Consider the following 23,406-nt stretch of genomic DNA (forward strand, 5'->3'; position numbering starts at 1 on the left):
GTGCGTGCTGCCGGACCTTGGCATTTTGTACATAATTTCGCTCGTTCTTATTCAAAATAAACCTAACTTCCGCCATGAATAGAGAAGTGGGGAAGTGGAAGGGAGAGTGTCCATGGTTCCATCCACCTATAAGATCAATACGCTAGACGCTATTCTTTTATTGATGGGCTTTTCAGGGATATTAGCGCACGTTATTGTCATACCATGTATATTCAGAGCGGCCGGGAGGGATGCTTGGATATCCATCCTTGCCGCAGGAGTCATTTTATTTATTTGGTTTGGCCTGATTTACTTTATTATGAAAAAAACGCAGCAGAAGCACCCGATTGTGTGGATTAAGCAGCGGTTTGGAAAGCCAATGGCTTGGCTTGTTGCGGCTTTGGTCGTGATCCATCTGCTGTTAACCAGCTTTATTACGCTAAAGGACACAACTACATGGGCGAATACGTCCTTTTTGGAAGCGACACCTATATGGGCGATTCTGCTTTTGCTTGCACCGATTTGCTTCATAGGCAGTTGTTCCGGTATACGTACGCTGGCGGTTGCTAACGGGGTTCTTTTGCCGTTTGTTATTTTTTTAGGCTTTTTTGTCTCCGCAGGAAACATTCCAAGAAAAGATTATGCGTACATTCTGCCGGTCTTTGAACACGGCTATCAACCTACTCTATTGGGGATGATGTATGTGGCCTCCGGTTTTGTGGAAGGTATGCTGCTTGTCTTTTTTCAGCATCACCTTAAATCAAAAGTTAAATATTCAACCTTTATTGTGCTAGCTATTATCTTCATTGTTCTTACGTTAGGTCCGACAACCGGAGCGATCGCAGAATTCGGCGTCTTTGGATCGAAGGCGCTTCGTTATCCTGCGTATGAAGAGTGGCGGCTGCTGTCCTTTGGCAAGTATTTCGAGCGTGTAGACTTTTTCTCTATCTACCAGTGGTTGGTTGGCTCTTTTATTCGTCTCTCATTCAGCTTGTATTTGATGGCGGAAGTGCTGGAGATCCAACCAGGTAAAAAACGCTGGTATTTTCTTGCTATCGTTATGCTCCTTCTGGTTGCAGCGGTTCTTCTCCCAATAAGCGACATGATATTTCTTGAGTTGTTGTATAAGTGGCTGCTCCCGGTGCTGTTTGTTATGATGCTTTTCCTATCGCTTTTACTTGGTGTCCTTTCGCTTGTGAAAAAGAAGGAGAAGGTGAGAGAAGCATGAAAAAATGGCGATTTAACAGAGAATCCAAGAAGCAGGAACAGGCAGCTTCTCCCACCACACCCGTTTTTGTCACAAAAGATCTTGCCGTAAATAAACAAATAATCGAAGCTGTATTTGCCTCCTGTCATGATGTAAAAAATCAGCCGCTTCTCTTTGCTACGAGCGGTGGGAGCATTGAACTTCTTGTCGTGTATTGTGAAGGTATGACAGATAAGAGGCGTACGAATGAAGAAATTCTCCCTATGCTTAGGAATTGGTTCGCTAACAAAACAATAAAAGAAGTAGTAACAGCCCAACTGCCGCAATCGTGGGCAATTTCCGATGCGACAGAGGAAACGGAGTGGGCCAAAATAACAAGGGAAGTATTGGATGGGAAGCTGGCGATTTTTATTAACGGAATAGCTGCCGTCTACGTAGTGGATACATCGCAACATCCGCAGCGGACTCCTGATGAATCCAATACAGAAGTATCGGTGCGCGGACCAAGTGACGGATTCATTGAGGAGATCGGGATAAATGTGGCGCTCATTCGCAAGCGGCTATTAACGCCTTCCCTACGCTATGAACAGTTCATTGTGGGCAGAAGAAGTCAAACAAAGGTGGGCCTTCTTTATATATCTGATGTGGTAGACCAGCAGGCTCTTGAAGAAGTGAAGCGCAATCTTCAAAGCATTGACGTCGATGCTTTGGGCAGCAGTGCACAGCTAGAGGAGCTGGTTGTCAATAGGACGTACATGTTTTTTCCGGTTCTTGACTATACGGGACGACCTGATTTTGCAGTATCAGGACTTTTGCGAGGCCGCTTTGTGATTGTTGTGGATGGTGCACCGACTGTACTGATTGGTCCGACGAACCTTTTCGTCATGTTGAAGTCACCGGAAGACAATAATTTGCTCTACATTATTCCGTCGTTTGAGATTTTGATCCGGCTTATGGGGCTGATTATTGCTTTATTCCTGCCGGGATTCTGGGTTGCGCTCTCGTCCTTCCATCAGGACCAAATCCCGCTGCCTCTTCTTGCGACGTTGTCTGAATCACGCAGAGGAGTACCGTTTCCTGCACCGATCGAAGCGTTCATTATGCTGTTCATGTTTGAGCTCTTTAGAGAGGCGGGACTGCGCCTGCCAAGTAATGTCGGGCAGACGCTATCAGTTGTTGGGGGGTTAATCATTGGGGATGCCGCCATCCGCGCCGGGTTGACAAGCCCGTCGATGGTAGTTCTTACGGCGATTGCGTCCGTGTCCGGATTTACCCTTGTGAATCAATCCTTAACAGGAGTTGTATCCATCGTTCGTTTAGTCGTTCTTTTTCTATCCGCCATCTTCGGTTTATTTGGCTTTATTTCTAGCATATTGCTTCTGGTGCTCTATCTTGGAACAGTCCAATCATTTGGAATTCCATATCTGGCTCCTGTTTCCCCGTTCATTCCAGGTGAGTTCTTGTCTGCTTTTGTCCGTCGTCCATGGAAACTAATTAAGCGTCGTCCAAGTTTTCTTCAGGGGGAAGATCGTACGCGGCAGGGAGATAACCAGGAATGAAAAAGAAGATAAGTAGTTGTATAATTGTTTTTCTCCTGTTCCCTACGTTGTGCGGCTGTTGGAGCATCAAAGAGATAACGAATATGTATTATGCTCACACGCTTGGCATCGATTATAAGAAAGGGAGTTATACAATATACGTCTCGCTTCTGTATTTTCCCCATTTGGCTAAGGCGGAGAGCGGAGGCCAGCAAAGCAGCAGCTCTCGAATATGGATTGGTAAAGGGAAGGGGCGGACCGTTGATGAGGCGATTCATGATATATATAAGACAAGCGACAGGCGCATTTATTGGGGGCATATGGAGACGCTTGTGTTCACGGATGAGGCACTTAAATACGGTGTAGATGAGGTAGTGAATTTTCTTGCTCGTTACAGTGAAATCCGCTACACACTATGGATGTATAGTACGCGGGAGCAGCCGGATAAGCTGTTGGCAACCATTCCGATTTTGTTTGAATCTCCTGTATTTTCTGTTCTGGGCTCACCAAATGATCGGTATGAACAGCGCTCCTATGTGGAGCCAAAGTCCATGCAGGAGGTATTACGAGAAAATCACAGGCTGTCTACGACCGCCCTGCTTCCAGAACTAAGTATTAGCAAGGGGAGATGGGAGAGCGAAAAGCAGAAGTTTGACGCGTTGATGATGGATAGTGTGAACGTATTGGTGGAAAATCGTTGGAAGGGAAGAATCTCGGGCCGGGGGCTGAACGGATACCGTTGGATGAATGAGAACAGCAAGCGGATGCTTTTGACAGGCTCATTAGGCAAGGATAAGCTATTTGACGTTATCTTTTATAACCCGAAAGTAAAGGTGGATTATACGATTAAAGGGGATAGGATTGTTTGCAATGTGCATGTAAAAACCCATGGAGCTATTCTGGGTGTCACATCGGCCCTTACGGAGAGAGGCATACGGAGAAAAGCAGAAGCAATGATTGCCGAAGAGATTCGCCACACGTATGAAGAAGGGATCAAGATAAAAGCCGATTTTTATTCTCTTCTAAATGGACTCTATATTAAGAGGCCTAAGGAATTTCACAGATTGACGGCAAATGGGCGCTTTCCGCTGACAAAGGAATCGCTGAATATAAAAGTAACGGCAAATATTAAGACATCTGAGCAGCTCCGGCTGAAAGGGGGAGCTCCTCTTACAAAAAAAAGTGCGCCAAATGAATCTGAACCTGGAAGTAAATAACATGCCTCTATAGTCAAACTAAAGATAAACATAACAGGGGCTTCCCGTCGCAATGGGTCAGCCTCTGTTATATTTACATGCTGCTGCCCTTTAAAGAGCTAGCGCTGCTCATGTTCGGTAGAGAAGTATAATGATTGGACACGGCGCACGGTATCCTCAAGTGTGTTCGGCACCTGAATGATGGAATATCCCATCAAATACGGAGAACCGGGGGCGCGGAGGACGATTTTGGCGATCAGCCTGCCGTCGTATTCGTAGAAGAAAATATTATAGCTTTTATAGCGCCGATTCATATGATGGAGCAAAAAATGTACGGCAATCTGCACATATTCCGCCATTTTATGCAGGTTCTTTCGATCGCTGAGCACAACGTTGAATTCGGTGAATCCTCCACGCGGCCGGGTTGATAGGTTGAATTCGACACCGGGGGCCTGATCAATAAGCAGACCTGCGAATTGTTCGGTACGCAGATGTTCCCGGTAGTCATCGTCATACAGACCTACAAGCTGCATATGGGCATGATAGATGGAGCCGCCTGAATGAATACCGTGGTTCTTAAAGAAGATCACGGAGCGGTATTTTTTACTGGCTTCCAGTGCTTCCCAATTTTTTATGGCAAATTCGAACAGCGCATGCAGGTGAGCTTTATCATACGTTGATAGGTCATCTTCACATGTTTGTGTCTCGATCAGTACCATTTGATACGCACGCTCAAGCGTTTGGAATTTGTTCTCGATTAATAAGAAAGGGCCGCTTTCGTTTAACACGACGCCCTCTGTACGGATTGTCTTCCGATCACAGAATGGGCAGCTGTCCTCGGTATTCCACAGTGTAGACGGCTTGGTCCGTGCCACGCCTGATTGAAAGTTCATATATGTATACATAGACCATCCTCTTTATCTCTATAAGATTTGATGTACATCTAAAATGATACTGAATTTTTTTCGAAATGGAAATATCGGCATACACTTTCCCTATTATCCCCCTTTCATGATGTGTGTAAAAAGGCTACAATAAGACTCGACACAACACTGAAGAACGGGAGATAGACAGAGATGGAGTTTACTGTACGCTTTCTTTCTTTTTTCGTCGTCCGCGGTGAAGCGGAGGGAGCAGAGAAAGGACATAAGCATTACCAAACCTTAGGTGAAGTTGAATACATAAATAGCGCTCTTAAAGAATTCTTAGATGGTGAGTTTAGCCGCATCGCCAAACGCAAAGTGGAGCGCAACCCGAAGACGGAGCAGGCACCGACAAAAATCGGCCGCTTCATTGTGGAGCCGGAATACGAGCTTGATAGCAACCCGAACTTTAACCTGTTCTCTCGCCTGCGTCATGCCTCTGATAAGGAAGAATTCCGGCGGGAGAGTGAAGACTTGGTACGTGCCTATATGCATACAAGTGCGATTCGTGGTGGCGCACTGATTATTGTACAGGCCAAGCTCACCAAATATTTTGATGACCCGTTTGTTTTCGTATTAAAATGTGATTTTGAGCCGAAAATTGCTACGGTAACGGATGAACGCAGTCTTATTAGTGAGGTTGAGATGGCGATCAGCGCAAAAAATATGAAATCCATTCAATACCCTCATATGCCGGAAGAGGGGATGGTAGAGGAGTGGGAATTGAAAATTCACCAGTCATCCCATGCCCGGTATTTTGAAGATTTCTTGAAATTCGTTGAATATGAACAATCGCTGCCCGAAATTGTCAATACGCAAGTGATGGGAATGGTGCAGCAGTATATTGAAGTTGCTTACGAGGAAGAAAGCCAGGAACGCAAGCAGGAAGAAGAAGCAATGGAGATCTGGGCGGCAAGCGAGAAGCGTGAACTGCAGGAGAAGTGGTCCAATGAGCAGGTTGTCGAGGCTGCGGCTGCGCTTACGGAACAGAAGCCGGATTTGGAGATGAAGCTGAAGTTAGACCATGTTAGCGTGAAGGCTTTGCTTGCCGACTTTGGAGAGAGCCTCCATATTGCAAAGCTGAATGATCGGTATGTTCTGTTGATTGAAGGAGACACCTTCGAATTTGAGAAGGGGGTCTCTCCGGTGGAATTGCTTCGACCAGATGAACTTGAGCATGTGCTTTCACGCATTGCACAAAAGCCGGCGAGCCGCACGCATTCTGTAGAAGACGATGACCAGCCCCCGTTTTAATTGATCGCTGTATGAAGAAGAGAGAGCTGTTTGGGAAAGTGCCGAACAGCTTTTTTGCATTTTCCCGTTACTTTTTCTATGAAGATGGGTAAAAAATAAACAATTACTTACAATAAAGGAGGGAAAAGCGGCATGGTTGCATTGCCATATACAGAAATTGTTGCCCATGATTATAATTATATGCATATTACCGCCGCATACTGCCAGGATCAGCACTCCCCTCTCTACCTTATACATACCCGTCGCAATGACATTGCTCAGCGTTATGAGCTATTGAAGCTGGAGAGATGGAATAATACCAAGCATACATACGAATGTGTAGCGGAACCGGTTGAGAATACCCCTTATGAATGGGAGGCATTTATCGCTTTTTATCTTGCGTTAGGTGAGGTGGAAGCAGATGAGCAGTTCTATGACATTATGCGCAGGTTGCGCATAAAACCTACGCAAGATGGACTGCCTATTTCGATGGCGCACGGACATAAATAAACAGGGACAGTATGGGCAGGAGGCACAGAAGAGCCTCCTGCCTATTTTGCTGCGCACCCAAATTTATTCTTTTGCCCGAATTGTCTGCAACAATTACCTGTCCTTTGCTTACCATACTAGTAAGGAAATTTGAAATGGTCATACAGGTAAGGGGATGGAGGTATGGAGCACTTTAGCGTAGGCGAATGGGTGAAATTTCCTTATAATGATAAGGGAAAGGCACTGCTTCTTACCGGTTATGTCAAGGAAATAAATAAAGCCCAGATGATGATGACAGTGTTCGTGCCGACAGTCAAAGATGGTTCTTCAGCTGCTGCGGCGCGCAGCGGTCATTTTCGTGTACCTCTCGATGTAGCAGAAAAGCTTATGGATGTTCAGTTAGAGGCCGAAGATTATGATGCACTTGTAGATATTGCGCTTGATAGTAAGGATGAAGATTGGTTTGAAAATCTTGTATGCAGGCGAAATAAAATGTAGCGGGGTGACTCGCTGCATTTTTAATTGGCTATGTATATAAAGGACTATGGTAGTATCATACAGAGATAGTCAGTGCTTTTTTATCGAGCGGGAAGAAATGTTTATGCTATTTTGCATCGGATATTCAATAATGCATAATATCTGAATTTATAAATCAGAATATTATAATATTTCTTGCGATTTTTACTTGGTATTTTTCTTGCTTGTATTACTTTTGACAGCAAGAATGTGCCTTCGATTCGATTACAAATAGGGAGCTGATGAAGACGTGGCGCGCACGCCATTATTGAACCGACTACAAGCAGCGGTTTCTGTCGTTAAAGAAGCATCTTCAAGGAATGTAACAGTCGAACAAGTCTTGCAGGAGAAAGAGGAGGCCGCCATATCTAGAAGGGAATTCTTGCAGCGTGCAGCTTTTGCAACGGCAGCGCTGGCAGTACCTCCGGCTGTATGGAGCCTTGGCACACGGATGGCGCAAGCTGCCCTGGCTCCTCGAATTGCTGTGGTAGGCGCAGGGCTCGCCGGTTTAACCTGTGCGTATCGCTTACAACAAGCAGGTATCAGGGCGGAAGTATATGAAGCTTCCAATAGGATAGGAGGCCGCTGCTTTAGTATTCGAAATGTATTCGATGAAGGACAGATTGCCGAGCATGGGGGTGAATTGATCGATACTGATCATACAGCCATTCTCCGGCTTGTTCAAGAATGTGGGCTGGAAGTCGATCATCTACTTACAGCAGAGAAGCCAGGCACCGAAGATTTTTATCACTTTTTTGGTGCGCCGTATACGTTTCGTGAGGCAACAGCAGCTTTTACAGAGATTTGGAACAAGCTTCATAACGATGTGACCCATGCGGGCTATCCTACTACATATAAGAAGCATACACCGCGCGGCCTGCAGTTGGATCAGATGGCGATTACGGACTGGATTAACGAGACCGTATCAGGTGGAACGCTCTCTCCATTCGGCAAATTGCTCGATATTGCCTATACGATTGAATACGGAGCGGAAGCGAGTGAACAGAGCGCTCTTAATCTATTGTATTTACTCGGCTACTCGGAGAAGAAGACATTCCAGATTTTCGGCCCTTCAGACGAAGCGTATCATGTGCGCGGGGGAAATGACCAGATCGTTACCCACTTGGCTGAATCACTTGCAGGTCAGATTCATATGCAGCATGCATTGACTGCGATTCAAAAAAATATGGATGATACGTATACCCTGCTTTTTGAGGGGGGAGGCGTTCATGAAGTAATAGCGGATTATGTAGTGCTTGCGCTGCCGTTTTCGATTCTGCGTGAGATTGATTACAGGCAGGCGGGCTTTAAGGGATTAAAAGAGACGGCCATCAAAGAACTTGGTATGGGAACCAATTCGAAGTTTGCTTTACAGTTTAAGGATCGCCACTGGGAAGCGCTTGGCTGTAACGGGGCTACGTATGCAGATACCGGCTATCAGAATACATGGGAAGTATCACGAGCACAGCCCGGTACATCGGGGATACTTGTTAATTTTACCGGCGGAGCCGTCGGAAGTTCATTCTCTCAAGGCAGTACCACAAGTCATGCCGCAGAGTTCTTGCGCGGAATTGAACCTGTGCTGCCCGGTTTAGGGACGAAGTGGAATGGGAAAGCCACGATTGACTATTGGCCAGGCTATCGCTGGACAAAAGGTTCGTATGCCTATTATAAAGTCGGGCAATATACGAGATTTGCCGGGGTTGAAGGTGAGGTAGAGGGGCGCTGCTATTTTGCGGGCGATCATGCATCTTTGGATTTTCAAGGGTATATGAACGGAGCGGTAGAGACCGGGGAAGCGGTCGCAAAGGCTCTGGCGAAGAGCGTGAAAGCAAAAGTACTTGTATAGCGGGGAGGTTGGGATATGCTGAGCAACATTGGAACACCTGGTGTCATTCTTATTTTCTTGCTTGCCTTGCTTGTTTTTGGACCAAAGAAGCTGCCGGAGATTGGGCGTGCATTCGGTCAGACGATTAAAGAAGTGAAGAAATCGGCCCGTGAATGGACGACAGACGATGAAAAACGAGAGTACTAATTATGCTAGACCACCGCATTTTCTGCATAGGCAGAGAGGCGGTGGTTTTTTATGTCTGAGAAAATAGATGGATTCTATCTGGTTTTATATTGGCAAAAAGATATATTTATTTTTGCTAAAACGTACTAAAGTAACAAAATTTAGAAAAATTAAATAATTAGCAGGGATTTGCTATTGTATGGTAAATAATTCAGTTATATACATAAGAAAGGGGAAGATCATTTGAGAAAAGCTGTGGTATCTGTTGTCATGAGTGCATTGCTTCTTGCCTCACCCGCTTTACCGGCTGTTTATGCAAAGGATGAGAAGACGAGTACATGGGATGTGGCCGGCTTACAAAAACCGGCGGAGATTCTGGTAGACAAGTGGGGGGTTCCGCATATTTATGCGTCCAGCCAGGAGGATGCTTTTTTTGTACAAGGGTTTAATGTAGCGCGGGATCGCCTGTGGCAGATGGATTTGTGGCGCAAGCGGGGGCTTGGGCAGCTTTCTGAGGTGCTGGGGCCTAACTATGCGGAGCAGGATCGGGCAGCCCGACTGTTTCTTTATCGGGGTGACATGAAGAAGGAGTGGGAGGCATATGGACCGGATACAAAGCAGATCGTGACCGCATTTGTAAACGGTATCAATGCCTATATTGAGAAGACGAGACAAAATTCGGAGCTGCTTCCAAAGGAATTCCAGATGCTGAAGTACAAGCCTGCTGCATGGACACCGGAAGACATTGTGCGGATTCGCAGCCACGGATTAACACGTAACATCAAAAATGAAGTGGCGCGTGCTAGAACGCTTGGCCAGTTTGGTGCAGAGACAGAGAAAATCAGGCAGCGCTTAGAGCCGCAGTGGACTCCGCAAATCCCGGAAGGCATCGATTATAAGGATATTCCACAGGATGTGCTGACCGTATATAATTTGGCTACCAAAGGTGTTGCCTTTGATCAAGTTGAACCTAAGCCGGATGAGAATGATCTGGCAGAAGAGATACACCGTCAGGCCAAAATCGGTAGCAACAACTGGGTGGTAGGCAAAGAACGAACAGAGACAGGGCGACCGATACTTGCCAACGATCCGCATCGCTCTCTGGCGACTCCGTCCTTACGTTACATTGCTCACCTTTCCGCTCCCGGTATGAATGTGATCGGAGGCGGCGAGCCGATTCTGCCGGGTATATCCATCGGTCACAACGGAAAGATAGCCTTTGGATTGACGATCTTCTCCATTGATCAGGAAGATTTATATGTCTACAAGACGAACCCTGATAATCCGTCCGAATACTGGTACAAAGGAAAATGGGTTCCGATGAAAAAAGAAACAGATGAGATTGCCATAAAGGATGGAGCAGCCAAGCAGGTAACGTATGAATATACGCAGCATGGCCCGGTTATTTATAAGGACACGGCAAAAAATCAAGCCTATGCAGTTCGTGCCGCTTGGCTTGAGCCGGGTATGGCGCCGTACCTTGGCAGTATTTCATATATGCGGGCATCCAATTGGAAAGAATTCTCGAATGCAATGAGCCGCTGGGGTTCCCCATCTGAGAATCAGGTGTATGCTGATACACAGGGGAATATCGGCTGGAAGCCGGGCGGGTTAACACCTGTGCGAAATAATTGGGACGGGCTTCTTCCGGTACCGGGCGATGGGCGTTATGAATGGGATGGCTTCTTAGATGCAGAGAAACTGCCTTCGGAATATAATCCGTCCCGTGGTTATATCGCTACCGCCAATGAAATGAATCTGCCCAAACAGTACCCGTCTCAGATGTATAAGCTGGGATTTGAATGGGCGACACCATTCCGTTCACAGCGTATTCATGAGGTATTAGAGAAGGACAAGAAAGTAAGCATTCAAGATTCGCTTCGACTGCAATCTGATTTTCAATCCGAGCCGGCCAAGCGTGTGCTGCCTCTGCTGAAGCACCTGAAGCCTTCAGATGAGAAGCAGAAACAGGCGCTTGCACTGCTGAAGAAGTGGGATGGGAATTTGTCTGCTGATTCGGCTGCAGGGGCGCTCTTTGAAGTATGGTATCAACAGCATGTACGACAAGCGATGGTAGAGAAGCTCGTTCCAGAAAAAGCAAAGTCATTGGTCGGTGATGGCGACCCGGTTGTTATCTTAGAGCTTGTTGAAAAGCCGGATCAGCGTCTTGGCAGCGATCCTGAAAAGGTGCGGGATGAATTATTGCTTCGCACACTCACCGAAGCGGTGCAGCATGTCGAAAAGCTTTTGGGACCGGATATGGAGAAGTGGAAATGGGGCGAGCTGCACCATGCGAAGCTGACGCATCCGCTCTCTGCCTTCGTAGATGAAAAAACAAAGGAGAAAATCGATACGCCTCGTCTTCCAAAAGGCGGAGCGGATGATACGGTAGGGGATGCAAGCTATGGAGACAAAGATTTCCGTCAGGTGAGCGGCTCCTCCTATCGAATGGTACTTGATGTAGGCAACTGGGATCAATCGGTTGCAGTAAATTCACCAGGACAATCCGGTGATTATAGAGACCCGCATTATCAGGATTTGTATGAGATGTGGGCCAAGGGAGAAGCCTTCCCGCTATTGTACAGCCGGGAGAAGGTCGAGCAGGCAACAGAGAAACGATTTGAGCTGCGCCCGCAAAAGTAAAGAACAATATACCTTACTGAAGGCCCGTAATCCGGCTGTGTCTGCCGGTTTACGGGCTTTTTTCTGCTGCTTAGAAGAGCCTCTCGAGCCGTTGGGTATACAGCTTGAACTGTGCAAGAGTAATCATGTCCTGCTGATAGAAGCGGCACAGCTCATCGAATTCTGTACTTTTGAGCATACGATAGAAAGATAAGCGAGGGATCTCGCTGTGCAGTTGTGTGCGCAGCTGCTTATGCAAAAAAGACGACAATGAATTCCACCTCATTTATAGTGTAGTAGTATTCATTATTTCAAAAATCTGCTTGTCCTAACCCCTTCAACTAGATGGCACAAAAAAGACGCCGAAGTATATCCGGCGCCATGTATTATACGTCGAAGTGGAAGTGATCCGGGTCTTGCCCGCTGCGTTCGTTGCGGTTCAAGGCATCAATCCGCTCCATTTCTTCACTCGTTAGCACGAAATCAAAAATATCAGCGTTGGCCGCAATTCGCTCTTCATGCACCGATTTTGGTATGGTCACAACCCCGTGCTGCAGATCCCAACGCAGAATGACCTGCGCGGCTGTCTTGTTGTAGTTGCGTCCGATTTCGGTAAGCACAGGATCATCGAGCAGTCGGCCGCGCATCAGCGGACTCCATGCTTCAAGCTGAATACCCTTATCTTTGCAGAAATGCAGCAGATCCTTTTGGGTAAGGCGCGGATGGAATTCTACTTGATTAACCATAGGTACGATCCGCGCATCCGACAGCAAGTCTTCGAGATGGTGCACATGGAAGTTGCACACACCAATAGCGCGTATCGCTCCGTTTTCATAGAGTGTCTCTAGTGCACGCCATGTATCCTTGTATTTTTCCTTTACCGGCCAGTGGATTAAGTATAGATCAAGGTAGTCAAGGCCAAGCTTTTGGCGGCTCTCTTCAAAGGCCCGCAGTGTAGAATCATACCCTTGGTCTGTGTTCCATACTTTGGTGGTGATGAACAATTCTTCGCGAGAAACACCGCACGCCTGTACGGCCCGACCTACGCCTGCCTCATTATAGTAGAGTGCAGCGGTGTCGATGCTGCGGTAGCCGACCTTGACGGCTGCCTGTACAGCCCTCTCCACTTCCTCACCATCTTGAGACTTATATACACCAAGGCCAAACCAAGGCATCCGAACACCATTATGCAGCGTTGTACAGTCAAAAATACTGGTAATCATGGGCTTCATCTCCTTGTCATGTTTATTTTAGCACATTATGATTGTGTGCATCATCCATCTCTCTCTGCTGTTCATCTATCATCTTTTCGGCTGTAAGCGAGGTAGCCGTCTCGGTTTTTGGAGCCGCAGAGCGAAGCGGTATTTCCTCTAGGAAAAATGTGAGCAGAAAGCCGATTCCAACCGCTATCGCCGCCGATAGAAATACGCCGATCAGCGAATAGGAAAGCGCTTCTCTAAGCACCTGAACGAGCTGGTCAAACAGCGGTTGAATGGAAGCCGGGATATTGGATTGAATCGCCTCTAGCTTGGCAGGGTCCATAAGCACCTGAGGGTTCTGGAGTGCAGCGAGCTTGCTTGCGAGCGCAGGATTGTCTGCGATCTGTCCCATACTCCCTTCGGCAGCCGTCCTCTGCATGCCATCCATCATGCGCTGGCTCATCACGGTTCCCATAACCGAGACGCCTACGGTTCCGCCCAACTGGCGAAATAGTTGGGTGGAAGCGGTAGCGACACCGAGCAGGCGCTGCTCCACCGCATTTTGTACCGTTAGAGTAAAGATAGGGAACGCGGTACCAAGTCCAAGTCCCACCACAATCATATAAAGTACGGCTATTGTATTTGTCGTATGGCTATCCATACGTGACATGAGAAAAAGTCCTGCAATCATGATAAACAGGCCGAATAGGGCCATTGTTTTATACTTTCCTGTCTTCGTAATGAGCTGGCCGCAGACGGAGCTTGCGAGCACCATACTAAGCGACATGGGCATCATCACAAAGCCTGATGCAGTTGCAGAGGTTCCGATTACGCCTTGAACGAAGATAGGCATATACATAATCGCGCCGAACATTCCAACTCCTATCATAAAGCCGATCATGTTCGACAGTGTGAAGATGCTATTTTTAAATAAAAACAGCGGCAATACCGGGCTTTTTACTTTGCGCTCGATCAGGAGGAAGATAGTGAGCGCAGCAAGTGAAATAGCAAACAGGCTGAGAATTTCGCTAGAACCCCAAGCGAATTTTGAACCGGCCCAGGAAAAGGCGAGCAGCATCGGAATGAGCGTCGCTGTCAAAAACACGGAACCGAAATAATCAACCGCCTCCCCTTCTTTACGCGGAACGGAAGGGAACATATAGAAGATCAGCGCAAAAGCGACAATACCGAAGGGCAGGAAAATCCAGAAGATCCAGTGCCAGTCGGCATTGTCAACGATGTAGCCGCCAAGCGTTGGGCCGAAGACACTGGCAAGCCCGAATACACCACTCATGACTCCCTGCCAACGGCCACGCTCTCTGGGGGCAAACAAATCACCGATCGCCGTGAACGCTGTTGACATGATCAAGCCCCCGCCAAGCCCCTGTAGAGCCCGATATAAAATTAACTGGATGATTGTCTCGGCCAAACCACAGAGAAGAGAAGCGATAATGAAAACGCCTAAGCCAAGCAAGATAAATGGTTTACGACCGTAAATATCTGATAATTTACCTGCAAGAATGGCAGTAACACTAGAAGCGAGCATATAAATAGTAAAAATCCAGCTATAGTATTCCATTCCGCCAAGCTCAGCGATAATACGGGGAAGGGCGGTTCCCACAATGGTTTGGTTGAGAGCCGCAAACAGCATGGCGGCGATGATGGCAATCATAATCGTCACCTTTTGCTTATGTTCTAAGTGTTCCATGTCTTTATGCTCAACTCCTTTTTGTTTCTGGTTTTTATGCACGCCAAGCAAAACATGAGCATGCTAGAAGAACTATAGCGTTTTTTGAATTGTTAGTTTTTCTAACGAATAGCGATTATATAGTTTTACCTACACAATGTCAATCAGACAACAGGCAGGCTAGTCGCAAGTAAAATGGTAGAGAAATGTATGAAAAAATATAATAAATTCACAAAAAGTAGGGGGAAGTAAAAATTTTGTCTGGAATTCCAATGATAATGTAGTAATATTTTCTTATATACATTTTGTTAAAGGTGAATAAAGTTCCGGATATTGGAGTCTGTATAACAAAATGCACACATAATAGCAAAGGAAAACAACGTGGTGAATAGGAATAAAGGAGTGAGTATCCGTGTTTCCTTCAGTGAATCAAGTGGTTCGGCTTGTTTCTTATGATGAAAGAAATGAAGAAAAAAAATATAAAGCGATTGTGGCTGATATAACGGATGAATTCATTATGATTACGTATCCGATTGATGAGCAGAACGGACATACGGCGCTGCTTGTAGATGGAAGCTCACTGTACGTAAGCTACATTCAATCTGACGGAGCGCAGTACGAGTTTCTTACCGTCATTGTCCGCCGAAAGCGTGAGAACATTCCCATGCTGGTGCTTATTAAGCCTGCAGCAGACACAATCCGGCGTATTCAACGCAGGGATTATCTTCGCGTACCAACAAAATTAAAGCTCGATTTCTTCTGGGATACAGAAGGTGAACCAAAAACGTATGCCGGTCTTACAGTTGATGTAAGCGGTGGAGGCATTAAATTCATGTGCAGTGCCAAAACGCCTTGGCCTGATGGCATTCATATTCTCGCATGTAAATTGTATGTCCCAGAAATCGGTCCGCAGAACATAAAAACAAAGCAGGAGTTATGCATTCCGCTAAAAGCGAAAATCATCCGCCGTTCTGCACCTGATGTGAACGGTCTGCAAACGGTCGCCCTTACGTATGATGAAATTGCGGAAGTGCATAGAGAAAAAATCATTCGCTATTGCTTTGCCAGACAGTTGGAGATCAAAAACAAAGCACTGCCGTAATGTTGAATGATTCTGTCAATGATCACATCGCGTTCATGAAATGTTTACTGAAACGTCAACAAGTGCCAATATTTCCTTACCATTCCTATAATACAATAAACACGAGAAGAAGAAGCACATACCTTAAGGAGGGTATAAGAAAATGAAAGAGCATTGTGTCGTTTGCGGTACACGTACAGAAGAAATGCATGTTTGCCAAAGCTGCATGGATATTGAGGATTTCGGTTATCCGTCGTTTCCGGCGTATGCGTTGATGGAGAAGGTACAGACGAAGACGGCAGAAGAGAAAGTGAACGTGCTGCAATTAGTAGGATAACTACATTGAAATATACGACGATCAATAGAGATGAAGCGCCCGGTGATTGCAATAATCACTTCATGGGCGCTTTTTGCGTTTTGCCTTTTAATAATTTATAGTAAGGGATAGAGGAAAATAAAGTAAAGAAGGTGAAACGATGGAGCGGACTGGATTGGTGCTTGAAGGAGGCGGAATGCGAGGCGTCTATTCGGGTGGAGTGCTCGATTTCTTTATTGAACATAGCCTATACTTTCCGTATGTGATTGGCGTATCGGCAGGCGCTTGTCACGGCTCATCCTATGTTGCGAAGCAAAAAGGCCGAAATAAGAAAGTGACCATTGATTATATTAATCATCCGCAATATCTTAGCTATCGGAATTTATTCCGTGAAAAAAGTTTATTTGGTATGAACCTTATTTTTGACGAACTTCCCAATCGGCTGGTGCCGTTTGATTTTGATACATTTTACTCGTCTTCTCAGAGTTTTATGGTGGGTACGACGGATTGCATAACCGGGGAGCCTGTCTATTTCTCAAAAGATTCAGCGGACATGTTAACGGTGCTGCGCGCATCATGCAGTTTGCCGTTTGTATCTCCGGCTGTGACGATTAACGGAAAGGAATTGCTAGATGGCGGAGTCTCAGATCCGATCCCGATTCGCAAAGCGATCGCAGATGGCAATGAGAAGAATGTGATCATTCTTACACGTAATAAAGGATATCAAAAAGAAGCGTTCAAGCTAAAATGGCTTGCTGGAAAAGTATATAAAAAGTATCCGGGTCTTGTGAGTAGTCTCATCCGTCGCCATATAGTATACAATGAGACGCTTGCATACATCGAACAATTAGAGCGTGAGGGACGGGTTTTTGTTATCCGGCCTACGCGTCCTATTGAAGTTGATCGGATGGAGAAGAACAAAGAGAAGTTGGGCAGATTGTATGATCAAGGATACGAGGATGCAAAGCGGACAGCCGATGCACTTGCACAGTGGCTGGCTGTGTAACAAAAAAGCGAAGCGCAGATAGAGTTATATTTGCGCTTCGCTTTTTGCGTGTTATGCTTTCGCTTTAAAATGGACAACTGCAGTATATAAGGGGCGTGCCGCATCCGGTGCAAAGGCTACGTGATGCGTAACGGAATGCACTTCAAGCATGAGCACTTTGTTGTTTTCGATTTGCTCGTCGATTTTTCTCTCTAGTGTCTTTAGATCGTGCGCTTCAAAAAACTCTACTTTGTCATGAATGCGTTCGAGTTTGAAATCCATAGGTTCTCTCCTTTTTTTACGGTGCTTTTGTATGCTGTCTCTTTTATTATAGAGGGAGGAAGCGATAGGGGAAAGTTCGTCTTTTCACGAGTCAGGACTTCGTTCACCTAGCAGTTTTTGATAGAATAGAGAAAAATAGTGAATCGAATCGGGGGAGTGTAGGCGTGAAATTTTTTCATACAGCCGATTGGCACTTAGGAAAGATCATTCAGTCCGTATACATGACGGAAGATCAGGAATATATCTTGCACCAGTTTATTGATGCAGTACGGGAAGAGAAGCCCGATGCTATATTGATTGCGGGCGATTTATATGATCGGGCCGTACCGCCTACAGAAGCGGTAGAGCTATTAAATCGAACGCTGCATGAGCTTGTAGTGAATCAGAAGACACCGGTGCTTGCCATCGCAGGCAATCATGACAGTCCGGACCGCATTGCCTTTGCCAGCAGCATTATGCAGGGACAGGGCCTGTATCTTTCGGGACGGCTTGATGGCGATTTTGCGCCGGTGGTGCTTCATGATGAATACGGACCGGTACATGTGTACCTTGTGCCGTATGCAGACCCAAGCCGCGTACGTACAGTGCTTGGGGATGAAGAGATTCGCACCCATGATGATGCTGCCCGTGCGATTACAAATCGTATTCTTGAAGCTCGTATCCCTGGTGTGCGCTGTGTGCTCGTTGGTCATGCATTCGTTACTCCGTCAGGCGAGAAGGAAGACATGGAGAATGCGAGTGATGCGGAACGACCGCTTTCCATCGGTGGTGCAGAATATGTTCATGCCCGTTATTTTAAGCCATTTCAGTATACGGCGCTCGGTCATCTGCATCAAGCCCATCATGTTGGAGATGAGACGATTCGTTATGCGGGTTCACCGCTTAAGTACTCCATTTCGGAAGAGAAGCACAAGAAGGGCTTCTATATTGTAGAGATGGACGGGGAGGGTCAGGTTCGTGTGGACAAGCGTCTGCTTGCCCCGCGCCGGGATATGCGTACGGTGCGTGCTACCATGGAAGAGTTGGAGCGGCATGAGCGAAGTGATGATTACGTGTTCGTACAGCTAACGGATGAGAACCCGGTACTCTCAGCAATGGAGCGCATCCGCTCGGTCTATCCTTATGCGATGCATGTTACACAGCAGTTGATGATTCCGCAGGCTGAAGAGCTAACGGCGGAGCGCATAGAGCCTGCAGAGAAGGATGATGTGGCGTTATTTCGTGCATTTTATAAGGAAGTAAAAGGAGCGGAGTTGAGCGCGGAGAAGGAAGAAGTATTCCGCTCGGTGCTTGAAGAAGTATTCGCCAAAGAAGGGGAGCGCGTATGAAGCCGATTCGTGTGATCATGTCTGCTTTTGGTCCGTATAAATATAAGGAAGAGATCGATTTTACACAGCTTGGTGAGCATCGCCTGTTTGCTATTTCCGGAACGACAGGAGCCGGAAAGACGACAATTTTTGATGCGATCTGCTTTGCCCTGTATGGCGAAGCAAGCGGTGAAGAACGCAGTGACCCACGCTTTCTGCGCAGTCACTTCGCGGAGGATGATCATCATACGTCTGTCGACCTGTTGTTTGAACTAAAAGGTCGCCGCTATCGGGTGTTCCGGCAGCTAAGCCATGTAAAAGCGGGAAATAAGACGGCGACAGGAGCACAGATCGAACTGTATGAAGTGGACGGGGATGGAGAGCAGCCTTGTGTCGACCGGTTTACAGTCCAAGATGTCAATGGAAAAATTGAGGATTTACTTGGTCTGACGAAGCAGCAGTTCAGTCAGATCGTGATGCTGCCGCAGGGTGAATTCCGTAAGCTACTCACTTCCGATACGGAGAATAAGGAAGAAATCCTGCGCCGTATCTTTAAGACGGAACGATATCAATCCGTAGTAGATGCACTTAACCGCCGCCGCAGGGAAGCGGAAGAGAAGTGTCGAGGCGGAGAGAAGGAGCAGGAGAAATACATAAGTCAGATTCATGCTGTTCTGCCGGAGCGCGAGGGCTCTCTTTTATTTGACACACTCAAGCAACCGTACCGCAATATTGAACAGATTCTCAAAGGGCTCGATGCGGAATATGTCCATCATGATACACAGACAACGATCCATCAGATCGCTAAATCCCAAGCGGAAGAGATGTATAAAGCAAAAAATGAAGCATATCACCGCGCACGGATGGTGAATGAGCGGTTTGAGGAACTAGAGCAGAAGCGCGCACGTGACGTGCTGCTAAAGCATAAAGCTCAGGAAATGAAAGAAATAGAGAAAATAGTAGCGCTTGCCGAACAAGCGAGTCGGATGGAACTTCATGAGGAGCAGCGAAGCAGTACCCGCCTAGATGAGGAGCGGAAGCGGCAGCAGGTAGCGGAGGCAGAGCGGACGGAAGCGGAAGTGAAGAAAGCCCTTCGTATAGCGGAGACGGCGTATCGCAAGGAAGAAGCGGGCGAAGAAGAACGGCAGGCTGCATTTCGTGAAGCCGATCATCTGCGGGAATTACTTCCGCTGGTGGAGTCGTTACACAAAAAGGAAAGCACGCTTGTCGCATATAAGCGGCAGGCAGAAACACTTCAGGCACAGTTGACACAGACTGAACAGGCGTGGCAGACCGGGAAAGAAAAGAAGGCCGCCATCCTGCAGGAAATAAAGCAGATGGAGCTGCGGGTAGGGAAGTTGAGCGAAAAGCGAGTACTTCTCACAGAGATGCGGGCGCAGGGTGCTGTATTGAAGCGGTATGTCGGGATGGTAGAACAGATTCAACATTGGGAGCGCAACACAACAGCCAAGCGGAATAGCTATGAAGCGTCGCGGATAGAGTATGAAGCGATCGAGCGCCGATTTCTAGATGGACAGGCCGCTGTTCTTGCCCAGCACTTGCATGACGGAATGCCGTGTCCGGTCTGCGGCAGTACTGAACATCCACAGAAAGCCGATACAGGAGAGGCTGGAGTAACCAAGGAGCTTGTACAGGAGAAGCGGCAGGAGAAAGAGGAAAAAGAAGCGGCGTTTAGGGAAGCCGATGCAAGGTGGCAGGCAGAGCAGGCGGCACTTGGGAAGCTGTCACAAGATATCGTAGAGTACGGATTTGATATAGAGACAGCGATCGAGCGATATCCGGCTTTTCTGGAGGAAGGGAAGGCTTTGCGGCAGGAAGTGGAGCAGCTTGAGGAAGAGGAGCGGCAGCTTGCTGTACAGAAGCAGGAACATGAAGCAATAGAGAAACACCTGGAGATACAAGCAGAGGAAAAGGAGCGCAAGACAGCAGCCCTTCATGCTGTGCGTATGGACTATGAGAAGGAGCGGGCCGTATATAAGGCCGATCTGCATAAAATACCAGAAGCATTGCGTTCCCTTGCGCGCTTGCAGATACAGCTTACAGAAGCTGAACAGCGCCGGGATATGCTTGCGACGCGTTGGAAGCAGACTCAGCAGCACTACCACAATGTTTCAGAAGAAGCAATCAAAGCGTCGAGCAGCGTGCAGCATGCCCAACAGCAGGTCACAGAAGCTGTACAACGGCGGGCTGCGGCGGAGCAACGCTTTGTTCTCGCGCTCGGTGAAGCGGGATTTGCAGATGAGGCGGCTTATCATCTAGCGAAGCGGTCTGAGGCGGAGCGCAGACAATATCAAGCAGAAATCGAGCGTTTTACCGAAGAGCGAGCTACGATACGTGCGCAACTGGCTGCCCTTGAAGAAGAGCTTGCAGGCAAAGAGCGTGCGGATCTGGCTATACTCTTGGCTGAAGTGGAACGGTTGGATGCGGAGTGCGAATGGGCAAGAGAAGCACATGCAGCAGCTCTAACTTGCCGTGAGCGGGCGCGCGAACTTGCCGAACGGATAAAAGAGGCAGGCCAAGCTTTCAAAGAGCTTGATCAGGAACGGGCGCGTATCGTCGATTTATACAATATTGTGCGCGGCGAAAACCAATACAAAATCTCGTTTGAGCGCTACCTGCAAATCGAATTTCTTGAGAAAATTATTTATATGGCTAATCAGCGTCTGCATCGATTATCGAACGGCCAATTTCAACTGCGCAGAAGCGATCGTTTAGAGAAGCGAGGACGACAGAGCGGGCTTGGGCTTGATGTGTATGATGGCTATACAGGACTGACCCGGGATGTTAAAACCTTATCAGGCGGTGAAAAGTTCAACGCCTCCCTCTGCCTTGCGCTTGGCATGGCCGATGTGATCCAAGCCTATCAGGGTGGTATTTCCATTGAGACGATGTTTATTGATGAGGGATTTGGTTCGCTCGACGATGAAACTCTGCAAAAAGCGATTGATACCTTAATTGAGCTGCAGAGTTCAGGTCGAATGATCGGGGTTATCTCACATGTACAGGAATTAAAAAATGCAATGCCGGCTACGCTCGATGTGCATAAAACAAAAGAAGGCTATAGCCGGACGCGCTTTGTGTTAAAGGAATAGAATCGCAAAGGAGTCTTGACTGCATATGAAAACGACCATTCCGATAAAAACAGATATTGAAATCGCCCAGGAGGTAGCGATCCAACCGATCGAGAAGATCGCTCAGCAACTTGGTTTAACAGAGGCCGAATGGGAGCCATACGGCCGCACGAAAGCCAAGCTATCCCTCTCTATGATGGAGAAGCTGCGTACGAGAATGGATGGGAAGCTTGTACTCGTCACAGCGGTTAGTCCGACGCCTGCGGGTGAAGGGAAGACGACGGTTACGGTTGGTCTGGGCCAGGCACTCAATCGGCTCGGCAAAAAGGCGATTGTAGCGGTGAGGGAACCATCGCTTGGCCCGAATTTTGGTTTGAAGGGCGGAGCTGCGGGTGGCGGTTATGCCCAGGTGATTCCGATGGAAGATATTAACCTGCATTTTACTGGGGATTTTCATGCCATTACGACAGCGCATAATCTGTTAGCGGCTCTTGTGGACAATCACATCTACCAAGGGAATGAGCTGCATATAGATCCGCGGCGCATCGTATGGAAGCGGGTCGTAGATATGAATGATCGGGCATTGCGTGAGATTGTGATCGGTCTTGGGGGCAAGGTCAATGGGGTTCCGCGCGAAGCTGGATTCGATATTACCGTAGCCTCTGAGATCATGGCGATTCTTTGTCTGGTTGAGAATCTGAGCGAGTTAAAAGAAGCGCTCGGCCGCATGCTGATCGCTTATACATATGAAGGAATGCCCGTATATGTAAAGGATCTTGATGCACAGGGGGCAATGACGCTCGTTCTCAAAGAAGCCATCAAGCCAAACCTTGTCCAAACCCTTGAGCATACGCCTGCACTGATTCATGGCGGTCCGTTTGCCAATATTGCCCACGGTTGCAGCAGTCTCATCGCAACGAAGATGGCATTAAAGCTTGGCGAATATACGATTACCGAAGCGGGATTCGGCTCTGATCTTGGCGCTGAGAAGTTCATGCATATTAAATGCCGTCGCGGCGGGTTAAAGCCGGACGCGGTGGTGCTGGTGGCGACCATTCGTGCACTGAAGATGCATGGCGGGGTCGCAAAGGAAAAGCTGGCCGTCGAAGATGTTGAAGCACTGCGGCGCGGTGCGGTGAATTTGGAGAAACACATGGATACGATCCGACAGTTCGGTCTGCCGCTTGTGGTCGCTTTAAATCGGTTTCCAACTGATACAGAACGGGAGAGACAAGCTCTTCAGATGATATGTGAGCAGCAGGGCGTCCCGTTTTCTCTCACAGAGGTATGGGAGCATGGGGGCGCGGGGGGTGAAGCCTTGGCACGTACTGTCATAGAGACAGTGGAGCGTGCGGACAATCATTTCCGCTTCCTTTATGAAGTGGATGCACCGCTTGCGGAGAAGATCGAGGCAGTAGCAACCAAAGTATACGGTGCGGATGGTGTCAGGTTCACCGAACAGGCCAGGAAGCAGCTTGCAGAATATGACCGGTATGGCTGGTCCAAGCTGCCGGTTTGTATGGCAAAGACCCCGTATTCTTTCTCCGATAACCCTGCGCGCATTGGTCGTCCAAGCGGATTCATGATTACGGTGCGTGAGCTTCGTCCTTCGCTTGGTGCGGGATTCATCGTCGCCTTGACCGGAGATGTCATGACGATGCCTGGCTTGCCGAAGCAGCCGGCCGCGCTGCGGATGGATGTAGATAAGAAGGGACGGATTTCCGGGTTATTCTAAGGAAG

At 47.6% G+C, this 23,406-nt stretch carries 20 protein-coding genes; 15 read left to right on the forward strand and 5 right to left on the reverse strand.

What is annotated here, in order from left to right:
* Window positions 1–112 precede the first annotated feature (112 nt).
* From AB3351_RS02760 to AB3351_RS02770, 3 genes are read left to right on the forward strand one after another with little or no spacing between them, the layout of a single operon-like run.
* Window positions 113–1,207 carry a GerAB/ArcD/ProY family transporter gene (locus tag AB3351_RS02760; RefSeq protein WP_371145583.1) on the forward strand — a complete coding sequence of 365 codons (1,095 nt, stop codon included), beginning with the start codon at window positions 113–115 and terminating at the stop codon, window positions 1,205–1,207.
* A complete protein-coding gene (locus tag AB3351_RS02765) occupies window positions 1,204–2,745 on the forward strand; it encodes a spore germination protein (RefSeq protein ID WP_371145584.1) in 1,542 nt (513 codons plus the stop codon). Before AB3351_RS02760 ends, AB3351_RS02765 begins: the two co-directional genes overlap by 4 nt.
* Entirely contained in the window at window positions 2,742–3,941 is a 1,200-nt protein-coding gene (locus AB3351_RS02770; protein WP_371145585.1) for a Ger(x)C family spore germination protein, read from the forward strand. The genes AB3351_RS02765 and AB3351_RS02770 overlap by 4 nt, the downstream gene beginning before the upstream one ends.
* 98 nt (window positions 3,942–4,039) lie before the next feature.
* On the opposite strand, the gene AB3351_RS02775 is transcribed toward AB3351_RS02770, so the two are convergent.
* Window positions 4,040–4,825: a DUF4931 domain-containing protein gene (locus tag AB3351_RS02775; protein ID WP_371145586.1), complete on the reverse strand. Its 786-nt coding sequence runs from the start codon at window positions 4,823–4,825 to the stop codon at window positions 4,040–4,042.
* Between the two features lie 171 nt (window positions 4,826–4,996).
* Between AB3351_RS02775 and AB3351_RS02780 the strand changes: the two genes are divergently transcribed.
* The 6 genes from AB3351_RS02780 (at window position 4,997) to AB3351_RS02805 (ending at window position 11,738) form a co-directional block, all read left to right on the forward strand.
* Window positions 4,997–6,097, forward strand: a complete 1,101-nt coding sequence (locus tag AB3351_RS02780) for a DUF3900 domain-containing protein (protein WP_371145587.1) — start codon at window positions 4,997–4,999, stop codon at window positions 6,095–6,097.
* Between the two features lie 132 nt (window positions 6,098–6,229).
* The gene (locus AB3351_RS02785) at window positions 6,230–6,586 is read left to right on the forward strand and encodes a hypothetical protein (RefSeq protein ID WP_371145588.1); all 357 of its coding nucleotides are present in this window, start codon (window positions 6,230–6,232) and stop codon (window positions 6,584–6,586) included.
* 162 nt (window positions 6,587–6,748) lie between these two features.
* A complete protein-coding gene (locus AB3351_RS02790; RefSeq protein WP_371145589.1) occupies window positions 6,749–7,063 on the forward strand; it encodes a hypothetical protein in 315 nt (104 codons plus the stop codon).
* Window positions 7,064–7,331: 268 nt separating this feature from the next.
* Entirely contained in the window at window positions 7,332–8,930 is a 1,599-nt protein-coding gene (locus AB3351_RS02795; RefSeq protein ID WP_371145590.1) for a flavin monoamine oxidase family protein, read from the forward strand.
* Window positions 8,931–8,945: 15 nt separating this feature from the next.
* Window positions 8,946–9,116 (forward strand): twin-arginine translocase TatA/TatE family subunit, encoded by a 171-nt coding sequence (locus AB3351_RS02800; RefSeq protein ID WP_371145591.1) that lies wholly within the window; start codon window positions 8,946–8,948, stop codon window positions 9,114–9,116.
* A 222-nt stretch (window positions 9,117–9,338) separates the two neighbouring features.
* Window positions 9,339–11,738 carry a penicillin acylase family protein gene (locus AB3351_RS02805; protein ID WP_371145592.1) on the forward strand — a complete coding sequence of 800 codons (2,400 nt, stop codon included), beginning with the start codon at window positions 9,339–9,341 and terminating at the stop codon, window positions 11,736–11,738.
* A gap of 70 nt (window positions 11,739–11,808) precedes the next feature.
* Here the strand turns inward: AB3351_RS02805 and AB3351_RS02810 are convergent, their stop codons facing one another.
* The 3 genes from AB3351_RS02810 to AB3351_RS02820 all read right to left on the reverse strand — a co-directional run bounded on the left by AB3351_RS02810 (window position 11,809) and on the right by AB3351_RS02820 (window position 14,624).
* Entirely contained in the window at window positions 11,809–11,988 is a 180-nt protein-coding gene (locus AB3351_RS02810) for a hypothetical protein (RefSeq protein ID WP_371145593.1), read from the reverse strand.
* A 115-nt stretch (window positions 11,989–12,103) separates the two neighbouring features.
* On the reverse strand, window positions 12,104–12,940 hold the full coding sequence (locus tag AB3351_RS02815; RefSeq protein WP_371145594.1) for an aldo/keto reductase: 837 nt from the start codon (window positions 12,938–12,940) through the stop codon (window positions 12,104–12,106).
* A gap of 22 nt (window positions 12,941–12,962) precedes the next feature.
* Window positions 12,963–14,624, reverse strand: coding sequence for an MDR family MFS transporter (locus AB3351_RS02820; protein ID WP_371145595.1), 1,662 nt, complete (start codon window positions 14,622–14,624; stop codon window positions 12,963–12,965).
* A gap of 391 nt (window positions 14,625–15,015) precedes the next feature.
* On the opposite strand from AB3351_RS02820, the gene AB3351_RS02825 reads away from it, so the two are divergent.
* The 3 genes from AB3351_RS02825 (at window position 15,016) to AB3351_RS02835 (ending at window position 17,006) form a co-directional block, all read left to right on the forward strand.
* Window positions 15,016–15,705 carry a flagellar brake protein gene (locus AB3351_RS02825; RefSeq protein ID WP_371145596.1) on the forward strand — a complete coding sequence of 230 codons (690 nt, stop codon included), beginning with the start codon at window positions 15,016–15,018 and terminating at the stop codon, window positions 15,703–15,705.
* 142 nt (window positions 15,706–15,847) lie between these two features.
* Window positions 15,848–16,021, forward strand: a complete 174-nt coding sequence (locus tag AB3351_RS02830; RefSeq protein ID WP_371145597.1) for a hypothetical protein — start codon at window positions 15,848–15,850, stop codon at window positions 16,019–16,021.
* 139 nt (window positions 16,022–16,160) lie between these two features.
* Entirely contained in the window at window positions 16,161–17,006 is an 846-nt protein-coding gene (locus AB3351_RS02835) for a patatin-like phospholipase family protein (RefSeq protein ID WP_371145598.1), read from the forward strand.
* Window positions 17,007–17,057: 51 nt separating this feature from the next.
* Here the strand turns inward: AB3351_RS02835 and AB3351_RS02840 are convergent, their stop codons facing one another.
* On the reverse strand, window positions 17,058–17,267 hold the full coding sequence (locus AB3351_RS02840) for a YrzA family protein (protein WP_371145599.1): 210 nt from the start codon (window positions 17,265–17,267) through the stop codon (window positions 17,058–17,060).
* Window positions 17,268–17,431: 164 nt separating this feature from the next.
* On the opposite strand from AB3351_RS02840, the gene AB3351_RS02845 reads away from it, so the two are divergent.
* From AB3351_RS02845 to AB3351_RS02855, 3 genes are read left to right on the forward strand one after another with little or no spacing between them, the layout of a single operon-like run.
* Window positions 17,432–18,595: an exonuclease SbcCD subunit D gene (locus AB3351_RS02845; RefSeq protein ID WP_371145600.1), complete on the forward strand. Its 1,164-nt coding sequence runs from the start codon at window positions 17,432–17,434 to the stop codon at window positions 18,593–18,595.
* The gene (locus AB3351_RS02850; RefSeq protein ID WP_371145601.1) at window positions 18,592–21,687 is read left to right on the forward strand and encodes an AAA family ATPase; all 3,096 of its coding nucleotides are present in this window, start codon (window positions 18,592–18,594) and stop codon (window positions 21,685–21,687) included. The genes AB3351_RS02845 and AB3351_RS02850 overlap by 4 nt, the downstream gene beginning before the upstream one ends.
* Before the next feature lie 25 nt (window positions 21,688–21,712).
* Window positions 21,713–23,401 (forward strand): formate--tetrahydrofolate ligase, encoded by a 1,689-nt coding sequence (locus AB3351_RS02855; protein WP_371145602.1) that lies wholly within the window; start codon window positions 21,713–21,715, stop codon window positions 23,399–23,401.
* Window positions 23,402–23,406: the final 5 nt, after the last annotated feature.

Origin of the sequence: Aneurinibacillus sp. REN35, from assembly GCF_041379945.2 — a bacterium.
Lineage (GTDB): Bacteria > Bacillota > Bacilli > Aneurinibacillales > Aneurinibacillaceae > Aneurinibacillus.

Excerpts from the sequence above, each read along its gene's own strand:
- AB3351_RS02760 (WP_371145583.1), top strand. The coding sequence starts at position 113 with ATGGTTCCATCCACCTATAAGATCAATACGCTAGACGCTATTCTTTTA.
- AB3351_RS02790 (WP_371145589.1), top strand. The coding sequence starts at position 6,749 with ATGGAGCACTTTAGCGTAGGCGAATGGGTGAAATTTCCTTATAATGAT.
- AB3351_RS02765 (WP_371145584.1), top strand. The coding sequence starts at position 1,204 with ATGAAAAAATGGCGATTTAACAGAGAATCCAAGAAGCAGGAACAGGCA.
- AB3351_RS02785 (WP_371145588.1), top strand. The coding sequence starts at position 6,230 with ATGGTTGCATTGCCATATACAGAAATTGTTGCCCATGATTATAATTAT.
- AB3351_RS02815 (WP_371145594.1), bottom strand. The coding sequence starts at position 12,940 with ATGATTACCAGTATTTTTGACTGTACAACGCTGCATAATGGTGTTCGG.
- AB3351_RS02780 (WP_371145587.1), top strand. The coding sequence starts at position 4,997 with ATGGAGTTTACTGTACGCTTTCTTTCTTTTTTCGTCGTCCGCGGTGAA.
- AB3351_RS02850 (WP_371145601.1), top strand. The coding sequence starts at position 18,592 with ATGAAGCCGATTCGTGTGATCATGTCTGCTTTTGGTCCGTATAAATAT.
- AB3351_RS02820 (WP_371145595.1), bottom strand. The coding sequence starts at position 14,624 with ATGGAACACTTAGAACATAAGCAAAAGGTGACGATTATGATTGCCATC.
- AB3351_RS02855 (WP_371145602.1), top strand. The coding sequence starts at position 21,713 with ATGAAAACGACCATTCCGATAAAAACAGATATTGAAATCGCCCAGGAG.
- AB3351_RS02770 (WP_371145585.1), top strand. The coding sequence starts at position 2,742 with ATGAAAAAGAAGATAAGTAGTTGTATAATTGTTTTTCTCCTGTTCCCT.
- AB3351_RS02775 (WP_371145586.1), bottom strand. The coding sequence starts at position 4,825 with ATGTATACATATATGAACTTTCAATCAGGCGTGGCACGGACCAAGCCG.
- AB3351_RS02800 (WP_371145591.1), top strand. The coding sequence starts at position 8,946 with ATGCTGAGCAACATTGGAACACCTGGTGTCATTCTTATTTTCTTGCTT.
- AB3351_RS02840 (WP_371145599.1), bottom strand. The coding sequence starts at position 17,267 with ATGGATTTCAAACTCGAACGCATTCATGACAAAGTAGAGTTTTTTGAA.
- AB3351_RS02830 (WP_371145597.1), top strand. The coding sequence starts at position 15,848 with ATGAAAGAGCATTGTGTCGTTTGCGGTACACGTACAGAAGAAATGCAT.
- AB3351_RS02835 (WP_371145598.1), top strand. The coding sequence starts at position 16,161 with ATGGAGCGGACTGGATTGGTGCTTGAAGGAGGCGGAATGCGAGGCGTC.